This is a genomic window from Methanohalophilus halophilus (assembly GCF_001889405.1).
GTDB lineage: Archaea > Halobacteriota > Methanosarcinia > Methanosarcinales > Methanosarcinaceae > Methanohalophilus > Methanohalophilus halophilus.
The window spans coordinates 1817239-1841575 of the sequence record NZ_CP017921.1 but is presented as its reverse complement, the minus strand read 5'-3'; the positions used below and the strand labels follow the sequence as shown (position 1 = coordinate 1841575).

Genomic DNA, 24337 nt, shown 5'->3' with positions numbered 1-24337 from the left:
TCTCCTGTTAAATATTATAATTATGAACTTTTTGAGCCCCTTGTTAGGGCAATTCTTCCTGTACGGACAAGTTCCTTGATTCCGAAGGGTTTGAGAAGTTTCTCGATAGCGGCAATTTTTTCTTCATCACCGGTAACTTCAATGGTAATGGATTTTGACGCTACGTCAACAATACGTGCACGAAAGATATCCACTATCTGGATTATCTCTGCCCTTGTATCTTTATCGGACTTGACCTTGATAAGAGCCAGTTCCCTTTCCACGGATTCGTCAGCACCAAGATCTGTAACACGAATTACATCGATCAGCTTATTCAGTTGTTTGCTAACCTGTTCTACTACATGGTCATCTCCGCGGACCACCAGGGTCATTCTGGAGACGTTAGGATCTTCGGTAACTCCTACTGCAAGACTATCGATATTATAACCGCGTCTTGCAAAGAGCCCTGCCACCCTTGACAGCACTCCGAACTTATTCTCTACCAGAACTGCAAGTGTGTGTCTCATTCTTTCCTCTCCAGGTCAAGTATTTCATTGATAGGTGCACCTGCAGGCACCATTGGTGATACGTTCTCTTCACATTCTACAATAAAGTCTATAATTACCGGTTTACCGGAATCCATCGCTTTTTCAAGGGCCGGTTTTACCTCGGAAGTTTTCTCGACCCTGATACCAACCGCACCATAAGCTTCGGCCAGTTTCACGAAATCAACACTGTCCCGGATGCAGGTATGTGAATAACGTTTTTCAAAGAACAATTCCTGCCACTGCCTGACCATTCCCAGATAACCGTTGTTCATTATGGCTACGATCACCGGGATGTCATTCTGGACAGCAGTTGCGATTTCCTGTGAATTCATCTGGAACGAACCATCACCCGCAATATTGAATACAACCCTATCGGGCTTTCCGACCTTGGCACCGATTGATGCAGGATAGCCGTATCCCATTGTCCCAAGTCCTCCGGATGTGATGAAACTGCGAGGTTGGCTAAATTTGTAATACTGGGCTGCCCACATCTGGTGCTGGCCGACTTCAGTAACTATGATAGCATCTTTGCATGCTTCATAGATCTGTTCAATAATGTACTGGGGTTTGAGCCCGTCCTGTTCCCCAACATAGTGCAGTGGATAGGATTTTTTCCAGCCCTCTATTCTGTCAAGCCACTCTTTCCTGGTTTCTTTCTCAACAGGCTTTACATATTTGTAAAGGGAGGCTAGGATGTTCTTTGCATCCCCGACAATCGGTATATCCACCTGTATGTTCTTGGAAATCTCAGCAGGATCGATGTCAATATGCAGGATTTTTGCATTGGGTGCAAAGGATGCAAGTTTCCCCGTCACACGGTCGTCAAATCTGGCACCGACTGCTATGAGAAGGTCACATTCCTGTATGGCGTAGTTGGCATATTTAGTTCCGTGCATGCCGGGCATTCCTACGTACAGGGGATGCTGTGTCGGGAACCCTCCTATTCCGGTGAGGGTAGTGGTAACGGGCGTCTGTACATGTTCAGCAAACTGCAGTAGTTCTCCACTGGCATTGGACCCCAGTATTCCACCACCTGCATATATCAAAGGCTGATGGGCCTTTTCAATTGCAGATGCAGCCCGCTTTACCTGCTGGAGATTTCCCTTGTAGGTTGGTTTGTAACCTTTAAGGTCCACTTTATCCGGATAGGAAAATTCGATTTCCTCGGTTGTGATATCCTTGGGTATATCTATCAACACGGGCCCCGGTCTTCCTGTGGATGCAATGTGGAAAGCCTCCTTGATTATACGGGGCAGATCTTTTGCATCCTGTACAAGATAGTTATGCTTGGTGATTGGCATTGTGATGCCGGTTATATTTGCTTCCTGGAACGCATCATTACCTATCATTGAACTGGGAACCTGTCCTGTGAGTGCGACCATAGGTATAGAATCCATGTAGGCATTTGCGATACCGGTTACAAGGTTGGTGGCTCCGGGTCCGGAAGTTGCAAGACATACACCAACCTTGCCGGTTGCTCTTGCGTATCCTTCTGCGGCATGGGCTGCTGCCTGTTCATGCCTGACAAGAATGTGTCTGAGATCGGACTTGTATATCTCATCATATATGTGAAGAAGGACACCACCGGGATAGCCGAAGATAACCTCCACATTTTCCTCATAGAGGCACTCGATGATTGCGCGTGCACCTGTCATCTTGTTGTTATTTTCACTCATTATATCCCTTCGTTTTCTTCTCTTGCTTCTAACTTCAATTCATTAGCTGGTTTATTGCATTTATCACAGCTTCAACGGATGCTGTGATTATATCTGTACGGGCACCCCGGGAGCTAACCATTTTTCCATCCTTTGAAAGTTTAACACGCACTTCCACCAGAGCATCAGTACCGCCGGTAATCGCGTCGACGTGGTATTCTTCCAGCTGTACATCCCCAATACCTGATACAGCCTTGCGTATTCCTTTTACAACTGCATCTACGGGACCATCCCCGATATCGGCTTCCACAACTTCCTCACCATCCACGGTTATCCTTACCGATGCGGTTGGCATAACCTGGTTACCGGATACGATGGTGAAATCTTTGAGTTTGACCCGGGATTCCCTGTAAATGTTCAGTACGGTATCAGCAATTGTTTGTAAATCGGAATCTGTGACATGTTTTCCATGGTCACCTATTTCCTTGACCCGGCTGAGAATCTCATTGAGTTGTGAATCGTCTACTTCAAGTCCCAGTTCTTTCAATGCCAGGGTTACTGAGCTTTTGCCGGCGTGTTTGCCCAGAACTATTTTTCTTTCCCTGCCCAGAACTTCGGGTTTCAGGGGCTCATATGTCGAAGTGTCTGCCAGCAGTCCGTGTACATGAATGCCTGCTTCATGGGTGAATGCATTGCCTCCGACGAGCGATTTGTTGATGGCCACAGGTATGCCGGTCAAGCGGCTGACCAGTCTGGATGTTTTATAAATTTCTTCTGATTTTATACCGGTTCTGTGATCATAAAGCCATTCCAGGATCATCACAACTTCTTCCAGCGAGGTATTCCCGGCCCTTTCACCGATCCCATTTATGGTCATATGGGCTTCCCCGGCCCCGGCTTTCAGGGCAGCTATAGTATTGGCTACCGATAGTCCGAAATCATCATGGCAGTGAATGCTTACCGGTACATTGCATGCCCTGGAAAGTTCGCTGAAAATATTTTCCGTTTTTTCGGGAACCAGCATTCCCACAGTATCACAATAGCATAACCTGTCGGCTCCAGCATCGATCCCTTCCTGATAGAGGCTTTTCAGGAAATCAAAATCTGCTCTGGATGCATCTTCCCCGCTGAATTCAACAATCAGGCCATGGTCTTTTGCGTATTCAATTACACTGGTTGACATTTCCCTGACTGCTTGCCTGTCCTTTTTCAATTTCACATTGATATGCAGGTCTGATACAGGTGCGACCAGATGGATTGAATCCACATCGCATTCCAGAGCGTAGTCTACATCCTGTTTCATTATACGGCAATAACTGCATATTTCAGAATCAAGACCTTCAGCAGTGATGCCTCTTATAGCGTTTCTCTCACCTTCGGAGGTGATGGCAGAGCCTGCTTCGATGATGTGTACTCCCATCTCGTCCAGTTTACGGGCGATCCAGAGTTTTTCTTCACAAGTCAGTGCTACACCGGGTGTTTGTTCACCGTCTCTCAGGGTAGTGTCCAGAAAGCGTACATTTTCGAATAATGCAATCCCTCACGATTTTTATGAATATTGTGCAACCATGTGACACGTTCATATTAAATATAAGTTCGCGTTGGCCACATGACTGTCAGCCTTTCATGCATACAAAAGGTATAATCATGAAATGCTGTGAAAAGTAGAAGTCTATTATTAAAATAATTGATGGTATAAGCCGTTTTTAATGTGAAAAAGTAAGTGGGGAAGTATTAGAAATACTTCCCTACATTTTTAGCTGCTTTTGCAACAAGGGAGGCGCTTGCTTTAAGATCATCAATGGAAATCACTTCTACCGGTGAGTGAATATACCTTGCAGCTACACTGATAGTACTTGAGGGCACACCGTCCCTTGTCAGGTGTATTGCGGTTGCGTCGGTGGTTCCTCCGTCTCCCACATCGAGCTGGTGGGGCAGGTCATTCTCCTGTGCTGTTTCTTTTAGCCATTTGACTACCTGTTTGTCTGCCATCAGGCCCCTGCCAGCACCATCAACTACAGTAATTACCGGACCCTTGCCAACTTCCAGGGCTGAATCTTTCTTTTCTATGCCGGGATGATCGCCGGGGATGGTGACATCTGTTGCAATTGCAATATCCGGCTCCAGGCCGAAAGCAGATGTGCGTGCACCTTTAAGCCCCACCTCTTCCTGAACCGTTCCCACAGCATAAATCGTGGCATCAATATCCATCTCGGAAATTTGTTTCAGGGCGTCGATCACCATGGCAACTCCAACCCGGTTATCAAAGGCTTTAGAGGTGTAGAGGCCATTTTGCAATGCCACGAAATTCCTGTCTATAGAAATGGGTGTACCAACTTCAATCCCTAAGTTTTCGGCATCTTCCTTGTCCTTTGCCCCGACATCTACAAACATTTCTTCTGCCTTTATCGGTTTCTTTTTATCCTCATCTTTCATTACATGTGGGGGTTTGGAACCGATGACACCCGGGATCGGTCCCTTGTTGGTGTGCACCATGACACGCTGGCTGTGAAGTGTCTGGTCAAACCAGCCGCCGATAGTCACAAATCGGAGAAATCCATTCTCATCGATGTATTTTACCATAAGCCCTATCTCATCCATATGTGCAGCAAGCATAATGGAAGGACCTGTGCCTTTTTTGGTACCTATGAGATTTCCCATTTTATCTACTTCAATGGTATCGACATAGGGCTTGATTTCCCTCTCCATTATTTTGCGGATACTTTCTTCATTGCCGGAAATTCCGTGGGCGTTTGCCAGTTCTTCAAGAAGTTTTTCTATTTCCATTTATATACCTTCCTTGTTTCTTTTAGGTTTAATAGTCCTCCAGAGATAAATAGTTTTGAGTAAGTGATGAAAGGAGAATTTATCGGTATCATGATATCTGGTGGAAACATTTTAATTCTGGACAACAGAAGATATGCAGATGCCTCCATCCCGAATAATTTTCCATATTGATATGGATAGTTTTTTCTCCTCGGTAGAAGTACGTGGAAGACCATCCCTTGAGGGACTCCCAGTCGTGGTTGGGTCTGACCCCAAAAAAGGGGAAGGAAGGGGCGTGGTAAGTACGTGTTCCTACGAGGCGCGCAAGTACGGCATCCATTCTGCAATGCCCATTTCAAAAGCCTACATGCTTTGCCCGGATGCGGTCTTTTTGCGGGTGAATATGGCCCTCTATAAGCAGGCATCGGAAAATATAATGCTTCTGCTGCAGCGCTACACTTCTGTTTTCCAGCAGGTAAGTGTGGATGAAGCATACCTGGATGTTACTGGTATTGTGAAAACCTACACTGAGGCACAGGATCTTGCTCTCAGGATAAAGAAAGAGATGTATGATGACGAAAATCTCACCTGTTCTATCGGGGTAGCACCCAACAAGATTGTGGCCAAGATTGCTTCTGATTACCAAAAACCCGACGGTCTGACGGTTGTGAAGCCTGAAACTGTACAGCAATTCCTGTTTCCGATGGAAGTATCTGCCATTCCCGGTGTAGGCAGGCGTACCCGTGAGATCCTGGATAAAATGGGTGTCCGGACTATTGGGGACCTGGCACGCACCGATGTGCAACTGCTCGTATCCCGTCTGGGCAAATCCGCCCTTAAATTGCGCCAGATGGCGCTGGGTAATTATCACAGTAAGGTGGCCGGTAAAAGTGAGGTTAAATCCATCAGCAAGGAGGATACCTTTGAAGAAGATGTCGGGGATATGGAATTATTAAGGGAAACTATGGACAGGCTTGCGCAACAGGTACACAGCAGGCTGGTCAGGCATGGTTATGTGTTCCGTACTGTCAACCTAAAGATACGTTTCGAGGATTTTACTACATACACACGGGCTTTTTCTCTCAGGGCAACCAGCAATGACCTTTCTGTGATCTGCAAAGTAGGCACCCGTATGTTACAGGAATTCAGCTGCAAGAAGAAGGTAAGACTTATCGGGATAGGTGTTTCGAGCCTGATGAAGATAGATTCTCAACAGACTACCCTGGAAGATTTCATAAGTGGGAATCAGAATGAAAATGGAAACCTGATCAGGCCCAGCAGGTAAAGGATCAGTATTATGGCCGGCTGGTGCAACAGGTACATTGCAAGAGATCTTTTTCCCATTGCAGTGAGCAGTCGTACCGGAGCGAGCTCTGTCATATCAGGAATGCTAAATCTTCTTTCATAGCCTGGATAGAGGTGATTGCTTGTAGCAATACCTATCAGTACCAGGCCAAACCAGGGAAGCAGGGGGAAATAATCCAGTGTTTGGAATGAAGTGGAATGCAGTCCCAGCCACAAAAACCAGTCATTTGGCACACGTATCGTTTTCAGGTAAAATCCAATTGCGATTACAACTCCCGCGATAATCAGGTTGGCATGTTTCTTTTCAATCAACGGATAGGCAAATATTATTGAAATTCCCAGAAAATGGAGGATTCCGAATATTATTGACATTGAGGGAAACGCAAACCAGCTTACTGCTGTAATCAATCCTCCCCAGAGAAATAGCCTGATTCCTCTTTTTACATATTTTTGCCAGGGGTTTCTGTTTTCGGGATGTTTCAAACGGTATCGTGAATAACTAAGGCTCAGGGCAATCCCTGCAGTGTATATAAAAAGAACTGCTGAACTTCTGCCGATTATCCATAATTCACCCTGGTTTACAGCAAAAGAAAAATTCCCCAGCAGGTCCAGATCATAAAATGTGTGGTATATAATCATAAGTACAATGGCACAGCCCCGTAAAAGGTCCACTTCCCAGAAACGTTGTTCAGGCAGTACCATTGATTTTACCATGAAAAATGGATAATATCATTTTTTCTTGCGCTTGCTGTGGAATGTGGAGGCCAGGTCTACCGCATAGGTCCCGTTTTCCTTGATTGCCATGATGATTTCCTCGCGTTCAAGCAGTGAGTCAAGGTTCAACTCATAGGAACCCGGGCCAATAATACGTACAGATTCAACTTTCTCCCCATCGTCTTCGATAATGGTGCTTTCTTTATGCTCAATCCCTATGAATTCATCAACTTCATGAATGAATTCTTCGGAAGGAGATGTCTTTTCTTTTTCCTCAGTAACCTCTTTTGTGGTTTCACTATCTTTCTCTACTTCATCAGTTTCCTTTTCGGACTCTTTGCTTACGTAGAGAAATTTGTTCCATCCACAGTTCGGGCAGCCATTGAGGATAACTTCGGCCCCGTCTTCAAATACAGTCTCACATTTAGTACATTTGTGAGGCATTAGTTCACCGGTTTACTATTTGGATATCTGTCTTTTAACCCTTACGAGTAAATAGCTTATTTTAGTCGATATATTTGCCAATAAGAGTTTTTAGTCTGTACTTTGTTTCGTAAGGTATTATTCCCGAATCAGTCATTATTGCTCCATTAAGAGCATGCCTGCATTCACAATCCTGCTCAATATCAAGGGATTCAAGTGCCTGACGAATAATTGTTCTAACTGCTTTTTCGTTTTTTATTACATTTCCGATGATAGTTTCCATAGTCACGTCTTCTTCATGCCATACATCATAATCGGTTACAGTTGCAATGGTGCTATAGCAGATTTCAGCTTCCCGTGCAAGTTTTGCCTCAGGTGTGGCAGTCATTCCGATTATATCAAAACCCAGTGACCTATAAACATTTGATTCGGCCCTGGTTGAAAACTGGGGCCCTTCGATACATACGTAGGTCCCTTCGGGATGACTGTTGTAGCCGTTTCCAATTGCAATTTTATGGAGCAAATTTGACATCCCGAAACAAAAAGGATCAGCAAAACCAGTGTGGACAACTATATCTTGATCAAAAAAAGTTGAAGGACGAAGTTTTGTCCTGTCATATATCTGGTCAGGAATTACAATGTCCAGAGGCTTTATGTTTTCTTTCAGGCTTCCAACAGCTGAGGCGGCTATTATCTGTTTGACACCAAGTTTTTTCAGGGCAAAAATGTTGGCTCTGGAATTCAGGTTTGTTGGAGATACCCTGTGTCCTGTTCCATGTCGCGGCAGGAAACAGACTTTCTTTTCTCCAAAATCTCCCACTGTAATTGAATCCGACGGTTTGCCAAAAGGTGTATCCACCTCTATCTGGCTTATGTTGTCAAATAGATTTACGTCATATACGCCGCTTCCACCGATAATTGCAATGTCTGCATAGCCCTTCAATGTATCACCTTTTTTCAAAGTTTTTTCCAGAATGTTTTGCCCCGTGTGGTTTCGGAAGTTAAAATTCCTCTTCTTTCCATCTCCCTGAGTACTTCAACAAGACGGCCGGGTTGGGCTATTTCAAAAGATATGGATTCCACGGAATGGTGTTTATAGAGAACATGTTTCAGAGCGGGAATGTCCCAGTATTCGGCTTCTTCCCGCTCCATGGTGCCATTAATGATGTCGGTCATATCCTCGATGAAATTCCAGGGATAGACTATCCATGCCCATTCCTCCAATCTTTCACCACAATAATCGGGATCAATAGCAGAGTTATAGAGGTACTGGAGAGTGGCGGTCCTGATCTCTTTTGGTTCTTGTTTCTGAATATAATCCTTTGCATGAAGCATACTCTGGCCACTGTCTGTTATATCATCCACAATGAGTACCTTCTTGCCAGTAGCAGCATTTTCTGCCAATGGGTAGCGTATCAGTGGTTCGTCGCCTGCAACGGCAGTTCCTGTATAATGTTCGATCTTAAGGCTTGTAAGATCATCGAGTCCCAGAAAATCACACATCACGCGACCGGCAAACCATCCGCCTCTGGCCAGTGCAATAATGATATCGGGTTCATAACCTGAATTTTTTACGTCTTCAGAAACGTCCCTGCAAAGATTATAGATGTAATCCCAATTTGTAATAACACATTTGAATTTATCAGGTAATGCCATTGAATTTCCTCCTACTATGGACTGGTTTAACCGTGCTGTATTATATCTTTTTTCATGTTGTTTTTCCATGCACAACCTTTATGTACCATAATACCGTTATCAGGTTCCTCGACAAACACAATATAAGCCACCCGTAGCGGGGTGGGGTAGCCAGGAGATCCCGACGGGCTCATAACCCGTAGACCGATGGTTCGAATCCATCCCCCGCTATACATCTTTTAATTGGAGATGGCTAGTTTTTGCTGTATTGTGATTGTTGGAGTATCCACCCGTAGCGGGGTGGGGTAGCCAGGAGATCCCGACGGGCTCATAACCCGTAGACCGATGGTTCGAATCCATCCCCCGCTATACACTCTTCTTTTGAAAATATCAACTTTCATTTTAACTTCCAAGAGTATCGCCGGTATTGTTCAATATCGTCAAATTTAAGGGTCCAGACACATTCTAGGCAGTATGTTTCCATTTCCTGCTGAATTGCTAGTCGTAGTTTTTGGTCTTGCAGCTGCTATGTCCTGGGGCACGGGAGACTTCAGTGGCGGTATTGCAACCAGAAAGACCAGTGTTTACATAGTTGTTATGATAACCCAGTTCATAGGTTTCTTCTTACTTGTTACTACAGGCCACATAACCTCGGAACCCTTTCCTTTAAAAATTGATTATTTATGGGCCCTTCTGGTAGGGATATTCGGGAATGTAGGAATTCTTTCCCTTTACAAGGGCCTTTCATCGGGGAAAATGAGGCTTGTAGCACCTGTATCTGCGGTTGTTGCCGTTCTTGTTCCTGTTATTTATAGCCTTTTTTCAGAAGGGTTACCTGAATTCCATAAAGTTTTGGGATTTGGTATTGCTCTTGCAGGTGTGTGGTTGGTCTCAAGCAGCAGCCTGGCAAAAATCAATACAGGTGATCTCAAACTCCCTTTTCTTGCAGGACTGGGATTTGGATTGGTTTATATCTCGATCGGCAATTTCAGTGGAGTTTCAATCTTCTGGACACTGGCAGTTGCTAAAATTGAAGGTGCAACAATATTGCTATTGTTTCTACTCTCAAAAGGCAATCTATGCATACCGGCTAAAAAAGTGGCTCTTCCCATTCTTATTGCAGGTATTGGTGACACTGCAGGCAGTATCTTTTTCACAGCAGCAAGTCAGGTAGGAAGGCTGGATATTGCCACGGTCACATCTGCTCTTTACCCGGCAGGCACAGTCCTGCTTTCCTGGATAGTGCTTGGTGAATATCTATCTTCCAGACAATGGATGGGCGTATTTATGGCTTTGTTTTCAGTTATTTTGCTGTCTGTTTGATAGGGTACTGACCATTTGTCACAAAATAATTATATAAAACAATCGAGTACTATTGAAGCAGAACTTAAAAAGGACGATCCCTATTATGGTAATGGACAAACTCAGTAATTCCCTGCAGGATGCCCTCAAAAAACTCGTAGGTGCCGGACGCATTGATGAGCGGACGGTAAACGATGTTGTAAAGGATATCCAGAGGGCGCTTCTTCAATCCGATGTTAATGTCAAGATGGTGATGCAGCTTTCCAAGAGCATAAAAGAGCGAGCTCTTGAGGAGGATGTTCCCCAGGGTATGAATCCCCGGGAGCATGTGATACGCATCGTTTATGAGGAACTAATGAAAATTGTGGGTGAAGGCACCGATATCCCGCTAAAACCTCAAAAAATAATGATGATTGGATTGCAGGGTAGTGGTAAGACTACAACCACGTCCAAACTTGCCCACTATTTCCAGCGTAAAGGGCTCAAACCTGCTGTGATCTGTGCTGATACTTTCAGGCCGGGGGCTTACCAGCAGCTTAAAACCCTTTGTGAATCCCTGAATGTGCCGTTCTATGGTGAAGAAGGCAATCCTGATGCTGTGGGTATAGTCGAAAGAGGTCTTGCTGAAATTGACAAATATGATGTGAAGATTATTGATACGGCAGGTCGCCACTCTCTCGAAAACGATCTTATAGATGAGATGGAGAGAATCCACGCAATTTCCAGTCCTGATTATAAATTGCTTGTACTTGATGCCGGTATAGGTCAACAGGCAAGCGAACAGGCAAAAGCATTCAACGACTCAATTGGGATTTCCGGTGTTGTAATCTCAAAACTTGATGGTACCGCAAAGGGTGGTGGTGCTATGTCCGCTGTTGCCGCAACCGATTCCTCGATAGCCTTCATTGGTGTTGGTGAAACACCACAAGACCTGGAAAAATTTGAGGCAGACAGGTTCATTTCCCGCCTGCTTGGGATGGGGGATCTCAGGTCCCTGATGGAAAAGGCAGAAGAATCCCTCTCAGAAGATGAACTCGATGTAGAGTCCATGATGAAGGGGAAATTTACCCTCAAGGACATGTACAAACAGCTTGAAGCCATGAACAAGATGGGTCCCATGAAGCAGATCATGCAAATGTTGCCACTGGGTGGTATGGGAATGAAAGTTTCCGATGATGCTTATGAAGTTACGGGACAAAAAATGGCACAGTACAAAACCCTCATGGATTCAATGACAGAAGAAGAAATGATAAATCCGCGTATTATCGGCAGTTCCCGCATTAAAAGGATATCCATAGGTGCCGGTTCTAATCCGGAAACTGTTCGTGAGCTGCTGAAATATCATAAACAGATGCAAAACGCCATGAAAGGTATGCGTGGCGGCAAATTCAACATGAAGAAAATGATGAAAAAGATGGGAATGTAATCATTCCCTCAGTTCTATTTTTCCGTCTTTGTAACCGATATACACTTTGTCGGTATTGGTAAATATTCCGTGTTCTATGATTCCGACAACATTTGACAGTTTATCTGCAAATTCCTGTGGATTTGGGACCTCTCCGAAAGCAGCATCCATAATGAAATTACCATTGTCGGATATAACGGGCCCATCTTTTCTGGATGCAGGACGTATACTGGCTTCTCCACCCATTTGAGCAACCTGGTGCTGTACAAGTTCACGGGCACATGGCAGGACTTCCAATGGTATAGCCATTGATATTGTATCGCTTATCTTTGAGTCATCCACAACTACAATGAATTTGTTGGCGGAAAGGGATACTACTTTTTCCCGAAAGTGTGCACCTCCGCCTCCCTTTACCACATTGAGATTTGCATCGACTTCATCGGCACCGTCGATTGCAATATCAAGCACGGGGTTTTCAGCCAGGCTTGTCAGAGGTATGCCTGCCTGTATCGCCATCATTTCCGACTGATATGATGTGACAACTGCCCTGATGTCAAGTCCCTTTTTGACCTTTTCTCCGAGGGCTTTTATTGCATAGGCAGTTGTGGAGCCGGTACCCAGCCCCACAATATTTCCATCCTTGACAAGTTCTGCTGCGGCCCTGCCGGCGGCTTCCTTGCCCGGATGATGACTTTTTGCGTTTCTATCTGTCATTATCCTGCCTTCTTATGGGGAAAGACGCCTGCGGTCTCTGGGGAACAGTACGACATCGCGGATGTTCTCCACGCCAAGCATGGTCATCACAAATCTTTCACAACCCAAACCCCAGCCGGAGTGAGGGGGCATTCCGTAACTGAAAGCGCGCAGATAGAAATCAAAACCTTCAGGATCAAGTCCCTGATCTGCTATCCTGTTTTTGAGCATTTCCGGAACGTGTATACGCTGTGCACCGGAGGAGAGTTCCATGGTCCTGTGCATCATGTCAAAGGACTTGGAGAATTCAGGTTTTTCCTCGTAGGGCATGGCGTAGAATGGTTTTATTTCGGTTGGCCAGTCTATGATGAAATAGTGTTCTTCCCCTGTTTCCTGAAATACATGTTCTCCGATTGTATGTTCGGAAAGGGTGGAAAGATCGTCTCCCCATTTCAATTCCTCTTCGCCATGGGAATTGACAATTTCTATCGCTTCCTGATATGTCAGTTTGAGGAATGGGGTTTTCGGGACCTTGAGTTCAATTCCCAGTACTTCAAGAGCATCGGGTACGTTCTCTATTACCTGGGTGTAAACATATTCCACCATGCTTTCAAGGATTTCCATTACATCGAAGTGGTCAACAAAACTCGCCTCTATATCAATAGATGTAGCTTCGTTCAGGTGGCGGCGGGTGTCGTGTTCCTCTGCACGGAAGATCGGTCCGATCTCAAATACCCTGTCCATTCCACCGGACATCAGGATCTGCTTGAAAAGCTGGGGACTCTGGTTGAGGAAGGCCTCCCTGTCGAAATAAGTAATCGGGAATAGGGCAGTACCTCCTTCGGTTGCTGTGGCCACAACCTTGGGACTTGACGTTTCCAGGAATCCATCATTTGCAAGATAATTCCTGACAGCATGCAGAACCTCATGTCTTATCCTGAATATGGCATTTGTCCTGCTTCTTCTCAAATCTATGAAACGTGAATCCAGTCTTGTGTCGAGTTCAGCATCCACTTTTCCTGTGGTGTCCAGAGGCAGGGGAGATTCTGCTTCATTGAGCAGTTCTATCTCATCAGGTATCAATTCATAACCATTAGGGGCTTTTTCTTCGGGCTTAATACTGCCCCTGACAGAGATAACTGATTCTCGGATAAGTTTTCTGGCGAAATTGAATAGTTCCCTATCAATTTTCTTCTTTACAAGAGTAACCTGGGCTCTTCCCTGTCTGTCCCTTAATACAACAAAACAGATTCCTCCAAGATCACGTACCTCATGTACCCAACCTGCAAGAGCAACCTTGTCGTCTCCGATTTTACCGGGGTTGATTTGTGTAGTATAATGCGTCCTTAAATTTGCCAATGACATTTGCTCACCTTGATTTTATTGATATTGTGAATATGATTTCTGGTCATTATCGGTTTTCCTCTTAAAAAACATTCCTGTAAATATATCTAACCATTAGTTAAAGGGTCCTGTAACAGATTATACTTAACTATTTAATAAATGAACACATAGGAGGAGCAAAACTCAATAGGAGACGCTAGCTACAGTTTTTGTGTTCTCTTTTTGTTTATTTTTTGCATTTATTATTTAAATGGATTCATGGAGACAGAACGCGATGAGTGACAGAGATGTCTATGATGCGACCCATATTCAGGTGTTGGAAGGACTGGAAGCCGTACGCAAGCGACCGAGCATGTATATCGGAAGCATTGATGGCCGGGGTTTACACCATCTTGTTTATGAAGTAGTGGATAACAGTATAGATGAGGCCCTTGCAGGCTATTGTACCTCAATTGACGTTTCTATAAACCGGGATGGATCGGTCACGGTCAGGGATGACGGCAGGGGAATCCCTACAGATATACATTCCAAATACAAAAAATCGGCACTTGAAGTTGTAATGACCATTCTGCATGCAGGGGGTAAATTCGATAAGAGTTCCTACAAGGTATCAGGTGGTCTTCATGGAGTAGGTGTCTCTGTTGTAAATGCTCTTTCTGAATGGAATGATGTTGAAGTTCACAGGAATGGCAAAATCTTCTATCAGCGTTATGTAAGAGGAAAACCTCTTGATGATGTTATCGAGAAAGGGGATACTGAAAGTACCGGTACATCGATGACCTTCAAACCGGATACCGACATTTTTGAAACAGTAGATTTTAATTTTGAAACCCTGGCCACAAGGTTAAGAGAACTTGCATTCTTAAATCGTGAAATTAAGATTGTCATAACCGATAAGAGATCAGATGAGCCCCTGCAGGAAGTTTTTGAATATGACGGCGGTATCGTCTCTTTTGTTGAATATTTGAACAAGAGCCGCAATGTACTGCATGAACAACCTATATATTTTGAGAGGGAAAAGGAAGATACCCGTGTTGAAATCGCCATGCAGTATACCGACAGTTATGGTGAATACGTCTATTCCTTTGCAAATAATATCAACACCCATGAAGGTGGTACTCATCTGGCGGGTTTCAAGTCAGCCCTGACCAGGGTTGCCAATGATTATGCCAAACGCAATAACCTTGCCAAAGGTGACATCAAACTCAGCGGTGATGATATCAGGGAAGGTCTGGCAGGAATCATCAGTGTTAAATTGATGGATCCTCAATTTGAGGGACAAACAAAGACAAAACTCGGAAACAGTGAACTTAAGGGTATTGTGGAATCCATGGTTTCTGAGGGTCTCTCGGAGTTCATGGAAGAAAACCCCAAGATTGCTTCTGCTATCCTTCAAAAAGCAATGGATGCACGCAGGGCCAGGGAAGCAGCCAAAAAGGCACGGGAATTAACACGGCGCAAAAGTGCTCTGGAAGTCAGCACTCTTCCCGGCAAACTTGCGGACTGTTCTGAAAAAGACCCTTCTGTATCTGAAATTTACCTTGTGGAAGGTGATTCTGCGGGTGGTTCGGCAAAGATGGGTCGTGAAAGGCGTTTCCAGGCGATTCTTCCATTTAGGGGTAAAATATTGAATGTGGAAAAATCCCGTTTGTCCCGGATATTGAAGAATAATGAGATCCTATCCCTGATCACTGCAATGGGAACCGGTATAGGGGATGAGTATGACCTCTCAAAGGCTCGCTATCACAAGGTGGTCATCATGACTGATGCCGATGTGGATGGCGCACATATACGCACCCTTATGCTGACTTTCTTTTTCCGCTACATGACCCCACTGATAGATGCTGGCTATGTATACATTGCACAACCCCCGCTCTACAGTATCAAGAAAGGTAAAAATCAACGATTTGCCTATACCGAGAGGGAAAAGGACAAAATAATTGAGGAAATCGGCGAAAAGGGTGTAAGTATACAGCGCTACAAGGGTCTTGGTGAAATGAACCCCGATCAACTGTGGAAAACAACCATGAATCCTCAGACACGCACTATTTTGCAGGTAACAATGGAGGATGCGGTAGCGGCTGATGAGATGTTTTCCGTTCTGATGGGAGATGAAGTTGCTCCCAGGCGTAAATTCATACAGGAGCATGCAAAGGATGTTATCAACCTGGATGTGTGAGGTGGTATAAATGGCAGACGATAATGATATAAATCCTCTCGATGAAACAATCGAACAGCATGATGGGGAAGGTGGACGTGTAGTTCCGGTGCTTATCCAGGATGAGATGAAGCGTTCTTATATTGATTACTCTATGAGTGTAATTGTGGGAAGGGCCCTACCTGATGCCCGTGACGGTCTGAAACCGGTACATCGCCGTATTCTTCACTCAATGAATGAAGCCGGTATTACCCATGATAAGGCGTACAAGAAATCTGCCCGTGTAGTGGGTGATGTATTGGGTAAATTCCATCCACACGGTGATACTGCCGTGTATGACAGTTTGGTGCGTATGGTCCAGGACTTTTCCCTGCGTTATCCGTTAATAGACGGACAGGGTAACTTTGGATCTGTTGATGGTGATTCTGCTGCAGCAATGCGTTATACAGAAGTCCGCATGGATAAGATAACCACTGAAATGCTTGAGGATATCAAGAAGGAAACTGTTAATTTCAAGCCCAACTATGATGGTTCCCTGGAGGAGCCTGAAGTCCTGCCTTCAAAGTTGCCCAATCTGCTCTTGAACGGCTCCACCGGTATTGCTGTGGGAATGGCGACCAACATGGCTCCCCATAACCTCCGGGAGGTCGTGGATGCTACTGTCAAATTGATTGATGACCCTGATACTGAACTTGCAGAGCTTCGCAAGATCGTGAAAGGACCGGATTTTCCTACTGGTGGTATCATAATGGGTACCAGTGGGATCAAAAGTGCCTATGAGACCGGACGCTCCCCTATCCACCTGCGTGCCGTGACCGAGATAGAGGAGATGAAGAATGATAAATACCGCATAGTGGTATACGAACTTCCTTATCAGGTGAACAAGGCACGCCTTGTGGAATCCATCGCCAACCTCGTGAGGGATAAAAAAATTGAAGGTATCTCGGATTTGCGGGATGAATCCGGCAGGGAAGGTATGCGGGTGGTTATTGAGCTTAAGAAAGGAACCAATCCTAAAGTCCTGCTTAACCAGCTCTACAAACAGACCCAGCTTGAAACCACATTTGGTATCATTAACCTGGCTCTGGTTGACGGGGTCCCACGTGTTCTTAATCTCAGGGAACTGATCCAGATATATCTCAAACATCGTATAGATGTTATCAGTCGACGTACAGCTTTTGATCTAAGAAAAGCCGAGGAAAGAGCACATATTCTCCAGGGGCTTAAAATAGCTCTGGATAATATCGATGAGGTTATCAAATTGATACGCGGCTCTTCTACCACAGAGGAGGCAAGAGAAGGGCTTATAAGTAATTTCGATCTGGATGAAATTCAGGCCAAAGCCATTTTGGACATGAGGCTGCAGCGCCTGACTGGATTGGAGAGGCAAAAGATCGATGAAGAGTACAATGGTCTGATCGACACGATTGCCGATCTTAAGCACATCCTTGCAAATGATGAGCGTAAATATGCGATTATCAAGGATGAAGTACTGGAGCTGAAAGATAAATATGGTGATGAGCGCAGAACCCTTATTCAGGGTAGCCGTGAAGAACTTGCAGATGAAGACCTGATACCCGAAGAAGAAGTGGTTGTAACCTCTACTCAGAGTGGTTATATCAAGAATATACCTCTCCAGACATATAATATGCAACATCGGGGCGGTCGTGGTGTGAGAGGTATGGAAACAAAGGAGGATGACACTGTGGGAAGCATCTTTGTGGCTTCTACCCATGATTACATCCTCTTTTTCACAAACCGTGGTAAGGTTTACTGGCAAAAGGTCTATGATATTCCCCGTGGAAGTCGCCAGTCCAGAGGAAAGGCCATTGTTAACCTGCTGGAACTTGCTGACGGTGAATCAGTAAATGCTATGATTCCGGTACATGATTTTGAGAATGATCGCTACCTGTTCATGGGCACCCGGGATGGGACCGTGAAACGTTGCAGTCTTTCGGATTTCCGTAATCCTCGCAAGGCCGGTATTATTGCGATTTCCCTGAAAGAGGGGGATGAACTTGTAAATGTTCTCCAGACCGACGGAAATCAGGATATAATGCTGGCTTCAAGGCATGGTAAAGCCCTGCGTATCTCTGAAGAAGATGTGCGTGTGATGGGCAGGACTGCACGTGGTGTGAGGGGTATGAAATTGACAGGTCCGGATGTTATTGTAAGCTTGGATGTTGTAGATTCTGATGCTACCCTGCTGACCGTTACAGAGAATGGTTTTGGCAAACGCACGCCATTTGATGAGTACCGCACCCTTCGTCGTGGAGGGCAGGGAGTAATAACCATTTTCACTGATATGCGCAATGGTCCGGTGGTCACTGTAAAAACAGTGGAAGATGATGATGAGATCATCCTGACAAGCTCTGCCGGCATTGTGATACGTATCCCTGTGACAGATATTAGGGTGCAGGGACGTAATACCAAGGGTGTAAAAATTATGAATATAAGGGAGAAGGATAAATTGGTCAGTTTGGCCAGGATTAAAAAAGAGGATTAAGTGTAACCTTAAAGGTTACACTTATTTCCCGTAACATTTTTCCAGATGTTCTGTAGGTGTCGGCTTTGTCATATAACTGACAGTAACGGCTACTACTGCTGCAAGGGGGGTTGCAACGAGAATTGGGTCCACAACGGTCCAGGTGCCGGTCAGGAGAGTATCCGTTCCGAATATGAATTTGCAGATTCCCAGCGGGACTGCTTCTTTTGCATGAACAAAACCCAGCCAGAACAAGCTTGCAAAGGTTCCAACTAATAGGCTTGCAATTGCTCCCTCTCTTGTCATACGTGGCCAGAATAAAGCTCCTGCATACATCGGCAAAAAGGCCGCTGCACATAATCCAAAAAAGATTGCTGTGGCACGGGCGATTATACTTATAGGCAGGATGTAAGCCAATATCACACTTATCAGAATGGTCGTTGCAATTCCCAATCTTGTAATATTGACTGTTTTGCCCACATCTCCTCTCTTAACAAACTGGCGATAGAAATCATGTCCTATTGATGTTCCCATTGTATGGTATTGGGAACTTAATGTCGACATGGCGGCTGCCAGTAAGGTTAACATGAATAGGATAACAAAAGTTTCAGGCATTGCATCGTTGATATATTGTGGGATTATCAGGTCGGTATTGCCTCCCGTTACAGCTACGGATATCAACCCTTCTGTTTTGTAAAAGAAAGCATTGGAAAGAGAACCTACTGTAAAGGCAACTCCTGTCATCATTAAAATGAATGGGCCGCCCACAAGGACTGCCCTGTTCAATGCCCTGTCATTTTCCACAGTCATGAATCTAACAGCCAGTTGAGGTTGGGCAAGTACACCAACACCAACTCCAAGTATCAGGGTAGATACCAGTGTCCACCATATAGGCGAGCCGAAGGCGGGCATTGCCGTCCATCCCAGATGTCCCCCCGCTGCAAGTGAATCAGGAACCAGGGGTGTCATTGCTGTGAGTGCTTGGTGTGCTTCAGTGATTCCTCCCAGTTTGACGTATGTAAGTGCAAGCAGGACCAGCATTCCTATAAACATGAATGCTCCCTGAAGGGCATCTGTATACATAACTGCTATCAATCCCCCGGTGATAACGTATGCTGCAACAATTACCGTAAGTAAAAGGACTGCAACATCATAATTAATGCCGAGTGTGGTTTCAACAAAACGGGCTCCTCCAATTAGGACGATTCCTGCATAAAGGGGCATAAATACTCCAATGAGGGCACCCGAGAAACCCTGTATGAAACGTGACTGGAATCTGCGTCCCAGTAATTCAGGAAATGTAACCGCCTTAAGTCTTAATCCCATACGGCGTGTTCTGGATCCGAAAAACACAAATGCGATGAGAATTCCGACAATGATGTTCATTACAGCAAGCCAGAGCAATCCCATTCCCAGTGCACCGGCAGCCCCGCCAAAACCAATGATTGCCGAGGTACTGATAAATGTGGCACCATAGGAAAGGGCAAGTATATAAGGATTGATGTGCCTGCCGGCGACCATATAATCGTCAATTTCCTTTGTTTTTTTGTATCCAAGCATTCCCAGATAAAAAATTATCATAAGGTAGACCAGGACAATTACACCAAGGACAGGTGTGCTTATCATGAGCATACCTCTGTTTCCTCGCCGTCATTCCATTTTATTATACCGTATATCATGCAGCTTATCGCACCTGCTATACACAGGATGTATGCTATCCATATTTGGGGGTCTTCTATTCCAAGCATGAGGGCACCTCTACATATGCTATATTGACACATGCTAACATATTTCATAAATATGTTTTTATTGGAATGGTTAACAGTGTTAATATATGAGGGATACTCGCTTGTTCCTTTTTTATTCAATAAAGAAAGCGCCGGATGTTGCCTTATTTCTGGCAATCAACGGGTTTCATGCAAGCTATTGAATTACCCAAAAAGAATATAGGGCACGTGAGACATTTCCACATAGTTCCGCAGAAGGATGCTGCGACCAAATCTTTTTATGTAAATATACTTACTATTGACCCTATATCCGATTAAAAAAGAAGAAGGCTTATGAGATGGAACTCGAAAACTTAAGGCACGGTACTGAACTCATTAAAAGAGGTTTTGCCAGAATGCAGAAAGGCGGGGTTATTATGGATGTAACCAACCCCGAGCAGGCTAGAATCGCCGAAGAAGCAGGGGCTGTGGCTGTAATGGCCCTGCAGGCAGTTCCGGCTGATATCCGTAAGGCCGGTGGAGTGGCCAGGATGGCAGATCCGGAAATCGTTGCGCAGATCATTGATACTGTAACAATTCCTGTAATGGCAAAGGCCAGGATCGGGCATTTTGTGGAAGCCGAAATCCTTGAATCCCTGGGAGCTGATATGGTCGATGAGTCTGAAGTCCTGACTCCTGCAGATGAAATGTATCATATTGATAAAACCGGTTTTACTGTTCCTTTTGTATGTGGTGCAAGAAATCTTGGTGAAGCCCTGAGACGTATCAATGAAGGTGCGGCAATGATACGTACCAAAGGTGAAGCAGGTACCGGGGATGTCCGTGAGGCAGTTCGCCACATGAAAAAGATCATGGGTGAAGTACGTGAACTTGCCGGTAAGGACAAAGAAGAACTCATTAAGGTTGCCCGTGACATCGAAGCACCCATAGAACTTGTTCTGGAGTCTGCAGACTTACAGCGTTTGCCTGTGGTAAACTTTGCAGCAGGTGGTGTTGCCACCCCCGCAGATGCTGCCCTAATGATGAGGCTGGGTGCAGATGGTGTATTCGTAGGCTCTGGAATTTTCAAGGCTGAAAATCCTGAAATGATGGCTAAAGCAGTTGTGGAAGCTGTTAACAATTATGACAACCCCGAAAAACTGGCAGAAATTTCCAGAGGAATTGGTTCCGGAATGAAGGGCATGAGTGCTGACACTATACCTCCTGAAGAAGCTCTGCAGACACGTGGCTGGTAAATTATCAACGGTGAAATTGATGCGTATCGGTATAATCGCCATACAGGGTGATGTTTCCGAACATATTGATGCCGTAGAACGTGCTCTTTGCGAAAGGGGGATTGAAGGTGAAGTGCTGGAAATCCGTCATGAAGGCATCGTCCCCCGGTGTGACGCCGTCATACTGCCCGGAGGGGAAAGTACAACATTGGGCCGCCTCATTGAAAGAGAAGGGATTGCAGGTGAAATTCAGAATGCTGCAATGAAAGGCATTCCTGTACTTGGCACCTGTGCCGGCTTGATCCTTGTGGCAACCCGCGGGGACGAACAGGTGCATAAGACTCATCAGCATCTTCTTGGTCTGATGGATGTAAAAGTCAATCGGAATGCTTTTGGAAGGCAGCGGGAGTCCTTTGAGGTTGATCTGGATCTTCCATTCCTGGATTCTCCCTATACAGCAATTTTCATCCGGGCACCTGCAATCATGGATGCAGGCCCGGAAGTTGATGTATTGTCAACAATTAATGGGAGAATTGTAGCAGCAAGACAAAACAATGTACTTGCTCTGGCTTTCCACCCCGAACTGACACCTGATCTGCGGTTGCATCATTATTTCCTGGATATGATTTCGGTTACCTGAAGTCAGAAATTAAAAAATCATAAATGTAATATACCTTTACTTTACTATTTTTATTATCTATCAAGGAGATTTAAATATGGTAAAACTCACAGAAGATATGAAAGAATCAATTGCCAATGTCAGGCCGCTTCCCCTTGCCACCGCATCTAAAGAAGGTATACCAAATGTAATTCCAATTGGTATGTGCAAACTGGTGGATGATGCAACTATCTGGATTGTGGATAATTATTTTTTGAAAACCCGCAATAATCTTGAAGAAAATCCTAAAGCATCACTTTATGTATGGGGTGAAGGCTCAAAGGGCTGCTTCCAGATAAAAGGCGATGTTGAAATTAAGACTGAAGGTGATGAGTACGATGCTGCATATGCCATGGCAAAGGAAAAAGGAGAGAAATATCCTGCCAAGGCTTTGATTGTCATGAAAATTACCGATGTCTTTGAGTGCAAAGGCGGCCCTGAAGCCGGAAAGAAGTTGCTCTGAAATTATGTTAGTCCTTTTTTGGGACTAACTCTGATTTTTTTTCATACCATTCATACAGTTTGGTAGTCCATTTGATGGCTGCTTTTTCTGTACCCATAAGGTAGCTGTTGTCATAACGGCATGTTTTCAACATAAGGGATAACAGGAAGTATTTATCAGAAGCAATGATTAAGGAGGGCATAACTTCTCCTTTGTAGATCAATATCTGGGAATTGTCTGAATTTTTGAGTATCTGGGTTGCTTCAGGATAATCATTTTTCATTTTTTCAAATATCGGTTCTGTCATTATCAGCGATAAGTTTGCTCCCTTTGAGACCATTTCAGAGGCAAACGGGGGATATTCTGGATGATAGACTGCAATAAAAGCTTTAATCCAGATAGACATTTTTGTAAGTGGTTTTATCTTTGCGAAAGGATCGAATGCATCTGTAAGGGATGGTACGACATATTCACTATTATTTAATTCTCCGATATGATGTAATAATTCCTTTGGAATAGGGGTTAAATCATGTTCATTTAAATAATCGAAATGATCTTCAAGTACATCAAATGTTTTAAAGACCTCCTGGAGCATGTGCACCAGCAGCATGCCAATTCTGGTTAATGAATACATTCCATTTTCCTGAACGATGAGGCCGTTTTCTTTTAATATTTTTATCTGGGGAAGAATTGAAGGCGAAGTTTCATCAAGGATTTCTTTTATTTCATCAATATCCTTATTGCCTTCCATAAGCAGGAGAAGAAGACCCTTACGTTTTTCGGAAAAACATGTAATGTCAATAAGTGAGCGCCTCATGTCTATTCTTCCTGCTTTGCGTTAAATTGGTATAAAATATGTCCACAAATTGACTTCTTTTATATATTTAATATATGTTCATTGGATTTCATCTATCTATACTTTTGAGTGGGTTTCGTTTTACTATCAGTTATCTTTTTTTATTATCTCTACTGTATCCCTGTCATAGTACAGCTTCTTTTCAAATATTGCTATTGAGGGTGGTTTTATGGAAGGCCTGATATCAGTTGTTAGGAAAAGATAACCTATGACATGAGTATAGTACTCAAGGTAGCCCTTTATGATACGGTTTAATCCTTCGATCCTTCTTCCTGCAATAAGGATTACTAACCATTGAAGGACAAGACAGATTCCTGTAAATATCCCGTATATATAGAGTACAATTCCTATAAGAATGGAATAAATGATCCTGAAAAATAATTCCAGTCTGCTGGCTTTCTTCTCATAAGAGAAAAGCTGTTTTATATTTGAATTCCGGATATCCATGCCACATCTATCCCCAATTCTCTATACATACAATATAATTAATTTTTATAAATAACTATTGTATTATAATGTAATTGAAGATATAATAATGTGTAACCTATAACGAGTATCCGGAGTGAAATGTCACTTGAAATAAAAAAGGGCGGGAGATTTACTCTTCGGAAGTTTCTCCCTCTTCACCGCCACCGAGAATTTCTTCGATGGTTTTGTCTCCGTATCCAACAACCTTTGTGTTGATCTGGACAATATCCGGAGCTATTTCCCTTCCTCTTAGGAATTTACGGCGACGCATTCCTTTGTCTTTTGGCTTATATCCGACACCCTCGGCTACGAGTAATCTCTGCCTCTTGGGACCGGGTACATTCTTAAGCATGACAAAACCGCTTCTATCACTTCCTCCAGTAATCTGGATGGTGTAACCGGGGAGACCGACTACCGTTCCTTCTACAGTTTCGCCTATTGCTTTTCCTATGAACTTATTTGCCTCGGCACCACTCACATCGAATTGGTATGCTTTGGCTTTTGGATCTGATACGACAATTTTGAAATCTACCATTATTTACCTCCAACATCAATTAATA

General features: G+C 44.3%; 23 protein-coding genes and 2 tRNA genes. 10 read left to right on the top strand and 15 right to left on the bottom strand.

Going from position 1 to position 24337, the window contains the following annotated elements; translation table 11 throughout:
- Window positions 1–20: 20 nt before the first annotated feature.
- The 4 genes from ilvN to BHR79_RS09440 all read right to left on the bottom strand — a co-directional run bounded on the left by ilvN (window position 21) and on the right by BHR79_RS09440 (window position 4969).
- Window positions 21–506: an acetolactate synthase small subunit gene (gene ilvN, locus BHR79_RS09455; protein WP_072358032.1), complete on the bottom strand. Its 486-nt coding sequence runs from the start codon at window positions 504–506 to the stop codon at window positions 21–23.
- Window positions 503–2203, bottom strand: coding sequence for an acetolactate synthase large subunit (locus tag BHR79_RS09450; protein ID WP_200796362.1), 1701 nt, complete (start codon window positions 2201–2203; stop codon window positions 503–505). The genes ilvN and BHR79_RS09450 overlap by 4 nt, the downstream gene beginning before the upstream one ends.
- A gap of 34 nt (window positions 2204–2237) precedes the next feature.
- Window positions 2238–3719 (bottom strand): (R)-citramalate synthase, encoded by a 1482-nt coding sequence (locus BHR79_RS09445; protein WP_072562081.1) that lies wholly within the window; start codon window positions 3717–3719, stop codon window positions 2238–2240.
- A 197-nt stretch (window positions 3720–3916) separates the two neighbouring features.
- Window positions 3917–4969 (bottom strand): M42 family metallopeptidase, encoded by a 1053-nt coding sequence (locus tag BHR79_RS09440; protein WP_072562080.1) that lies wholly within the window; start codon window positions 4967–4969, stop codon window positions 3917–3919.
- A gap of 139 nt (window positions 4970–5108) precedes the next feature.
- Between BHR79_RS09440 and dinB the strand changes: the two genes are divergently transcribed.
- A complete protein-coding gene (gene dinB, locus BHR79_RS09435) occupies window positions 5109–6233 on the top strand; it encodes a DNA polymerase IV (RefSeq protein ID WP_322787687.1) in 1125 nt (374 codons plus the stop codon).
- On the opposite strand, the gene BHR79_RS09430 is transcribed toward dinB, so the two are convergent.
- The 4 genes from BHR79_RS09430 to BHR79_RS09415 all read right to left on the bottom strand — a co-directional run bounded on the left by BHR79_RS09430 (window position 6194) and on the right by BHR79_RS09415 (window position 9046).
- Complete coding sequence (locus tag BHR79_RS09430; RefSeq protein ID WP_234970412.1) at window positions 6194–6955, bottom strand: heparan-alpha-glucosaminide N-acetyltransferase; 762 nt, start codon at window positions 6953–6955, stop codon at window positions 6194–6196. The two genes, dinB and BHR79_RS09430, sit on opposite strands and share 40 nt — an antisense overlap.
- Window positions 6956–6982: 27 nt before the next feature.
- Entirely contained in the window at window positions 6983–7411 is a 429-nt protein-coding gene (locus tag BHR79_RS09425) for a Zn-ribbon domain-containing protein (protein ID WP_072562077.1), read from the bottom strand.
- 61 nt (window positions 7412–7472) lie between these two features.
- Window positions 7473–8333 carry an S-methyl-5'-thioadenosine phosphorylase gene (gene mtnP / locus BHR79_RS09420; protein WP_072562377.1) on the bottom strand — a complete coding sequence of 287 codons (861 nt, stop codon included), beginning with the start codon at window positions 8331–8333 and terminating at the stop codon, window positions 7473–7475.
- Between the two features lie 14 nt (window positions 8334–8347).
- On the bottom strand, window positions 8348–9046 hold the full coding sequence (locus tag BHR79_RS09415; RefSeq protein ID WP_072562376.1) for a phosphoribosyltransferase: 699 nt from the start codon (window positions 9044–9046) through the stop codon (window positions 8348–8350).
- A 135-nt stretch (window positions 9047–9181) separates the two neighbouring features.
- Between BHR79_RS09415 and BHR79_RS09410 the strand changes: the two genes are divergently transcribed.
- From BHR79_RS09410 to BHR79_RS09395, 4 genes are all read left to right on the top strand, one after another.
- A tRNA-Met gene (locus BHR79_RS09410) sits at window positions 9182–9256 on the top strand.
- Between the two features lie 63 nt (window positions 9257–9319).
- A tRNA-Met gene (locus BHR79_RS09405) sits at window positions 9320–9394 on the top strand.
- Between the two features lie 105 nt (window positions 9395–9499).
- Window positions 9500–10348 (top strand): EamA family transporter, encoded by an 849-nt coding sequence (locus BHR79_RS09400; protein WP_072562076.1) that lies wholly within the window; start codon window positions 9500–9502, stop codon window positions 10346–10348.
- 85 nt (window positions 10349–10433) lie between these two features.
- Window positions 10434–11753, top strand: a complete 1320-nt coding sequence (locus BHR79_RS09395; protein WP_072562075.1) for a signal recognition particle protein Srp54 — start codon at window positions 10434–10436, stop codon at window positions 11751–11753.
- Here BHR79_RS09395 and rpiA read toward each other — a convergent pair whose 3' ends face one another.
- On the bottom strand, window positions 11754–12446 hold the full coding sequence (rpiA, locus tag BHR79_RS09390; RefSeq protein WP_072562074.1) for a ribose 5-phosphate isomerase A: 693 nt from the start codon (window positions 12444–12446) through the stop codon (window positions 11754–11756).
- 12 nt (window positions 12447–12458) lie between these two features.
- Window positions 12459–13790 carry an aspartate--tRNA(Asn) ligase gene (gene aspS / locus BHR79_RS09385; protein WP_072562073.1) on the bottom strand — a complete coding sequence of 444 codons (1332 nt, stop codon included), beginning with the start codon at window positions 13788–13790 and terminating at the stop codon, window positions 12459–12461.
- Window positions 13791–14043: 253 nt separating this feature from the next.
- Here aspS and gyrB point away from each other — a divergent pair, with 253 nt between their 5' ends.
- A complete protein-coding gene (gene gyrB, locus BHR79_RS09380) occupies window positions 14044–15948 on the top strand; it encodes a DNA topoisomerase (ATP-hydrolyzing) subunit B (RefSeq protein ID WP_072562072.1) in 1905 nt (634 codons plus the stop codon).
- Window positions 15949–15958: 10 nt separating this feature from the next.
- Window positions 15959–18433, top strand: a complete 2475-nt coding sequence (gene gyrA, locus BHR79_RS09375) for a DNA gyrase subunit A (protein ID WP_072562071.1) — start codon at window positions 15959–15961, stop codon at window positions 18431–18433.
- Window positions 18434–18454: 21 nt separating this feature from the next.
- Here the strand turns inward: gyrA and BHR79_RS09370 are convergent, their stop codons facing one another.
- Both BHR79_RS09370 and BHR79_RS10845 read right to left on the bottom strand, forming a co-directional pair.
- Window positions 18455–20038: a sodium:solute symporter family protein gene (locus BHR79_RS09370; RefSeq protein WP_083433089.1), complete on the bottom strand. Its 1584-nt coding sequence runs from the start codon at window positions 20036–20038 to the stop codon at window positions 18455–18457.
- Window positions 20035–20160 carry a symporter small accessory protein gene (locus tag BHR79_RS10845; protein ID WP_268765986.1) on the bottom strand — a complete coding sequence of 42 codons (126 nt, stop codon included), beginning with the start codon at window positions 20158–20160 and terminating at the stop codon, window positions 20035–20037. The genes BHR79_RS09370 and BHR79_RS10845 overlap by 4 nt, the downstream gene beginning before the upstream one ends.
- 317 nt (window positions 20161–20477) lie before the next feature.
- On the opposite strand from BHR79_RS10845, the gene pdxS reads away from it, so the two are divergent.
- The 3 genes from pdxS to BHR79_RS09355 all read left to right on the top strand — a co-directional run bounded on the left by pdxS (window position 20478) and on the right by BHR79_RS09355 (window position 22474).
- A complete protein-coding gene (pdxS, locus tag BHR79_RS09365; RefSeq protein WP_013037320.1) occupies window positions 20478–21374 on the top strand; it encodes a pyridoxal 5'-phosphate synthase lyase subunit PdxS in 897 nt (298 codons plus the stop codon).
- 19 nt (window positions 21375–21393) lie between these two features.
- On the top strand, window positions 21394–21993 hold the full coding sequence (pdxT, locus tag BHR79_RS09360; protein WP_072562069.1) for a pyridoxal 5'-phosphate synthase glutaminase subunit PdxT: 600 nt from the start codon (window positions 21394–21396) through the stop codon (window positions 21991–21993).
- Between the two features lie 76 nt (window positions 21994–22069).
- Window positions 22070–22474 carry a pyridoxamine 5'-phosphate oxidase family protein gene (locus tag BHR79_RS09355; protein ID WP_072562068.1) on the top strand — a complete coding sequence of 135 codons (405 nt, stop codon included), beginning with the start codon at window positions 22070–22072 and terminating at the stop codon, window positions 22472–22474.
- Between the two features lie 7 nt (window positions 22475–22481).
- Here the strand turns inward: BHR79_RS09355 and BHR79_RS09350 are convergent, their stop codons facing one another.
- The 3 genes from BHR79_RS09350 to BHR79_RS09340 form a co-directional block, all read right to left on the bottom strand.
- On the bottom strand, window positions 22482–23270 hold the full coding sequence (locus BHR79_RS09350; protein ID WP_072562067.1) for a helix-turn-helix transcriptional regulator: 789 nt from the start codon (window positions 23268–23270) through the stop codon (window positions 22482–22484).
- A 126-nt stretch (window positions 23271–23396) separates the two neighbouring features.
- A complete protein-coding gene (locus BHR79_RS09345) occupies window positions 23397–23756 on the bottom strand; it encodes a DUF4389 domain-containing protein (protein WP_072562066.1) in 360 nt (119 codons plus the stop codon).
- Window positions 23757–23907: 151 nt separating this feature from the next.
- A complete protein-coding gene (locus BHR79_RS09340) occupies window positions 23908–24312 on the bottom strand; it encodes a 30S ribosomal protein S6e (protein WP_072562065.1) in 405 nt (134 codons plus the stop codon).
- Between the last annotated feature and the right edge of the window lie 25 nt (window positions 24313–24337).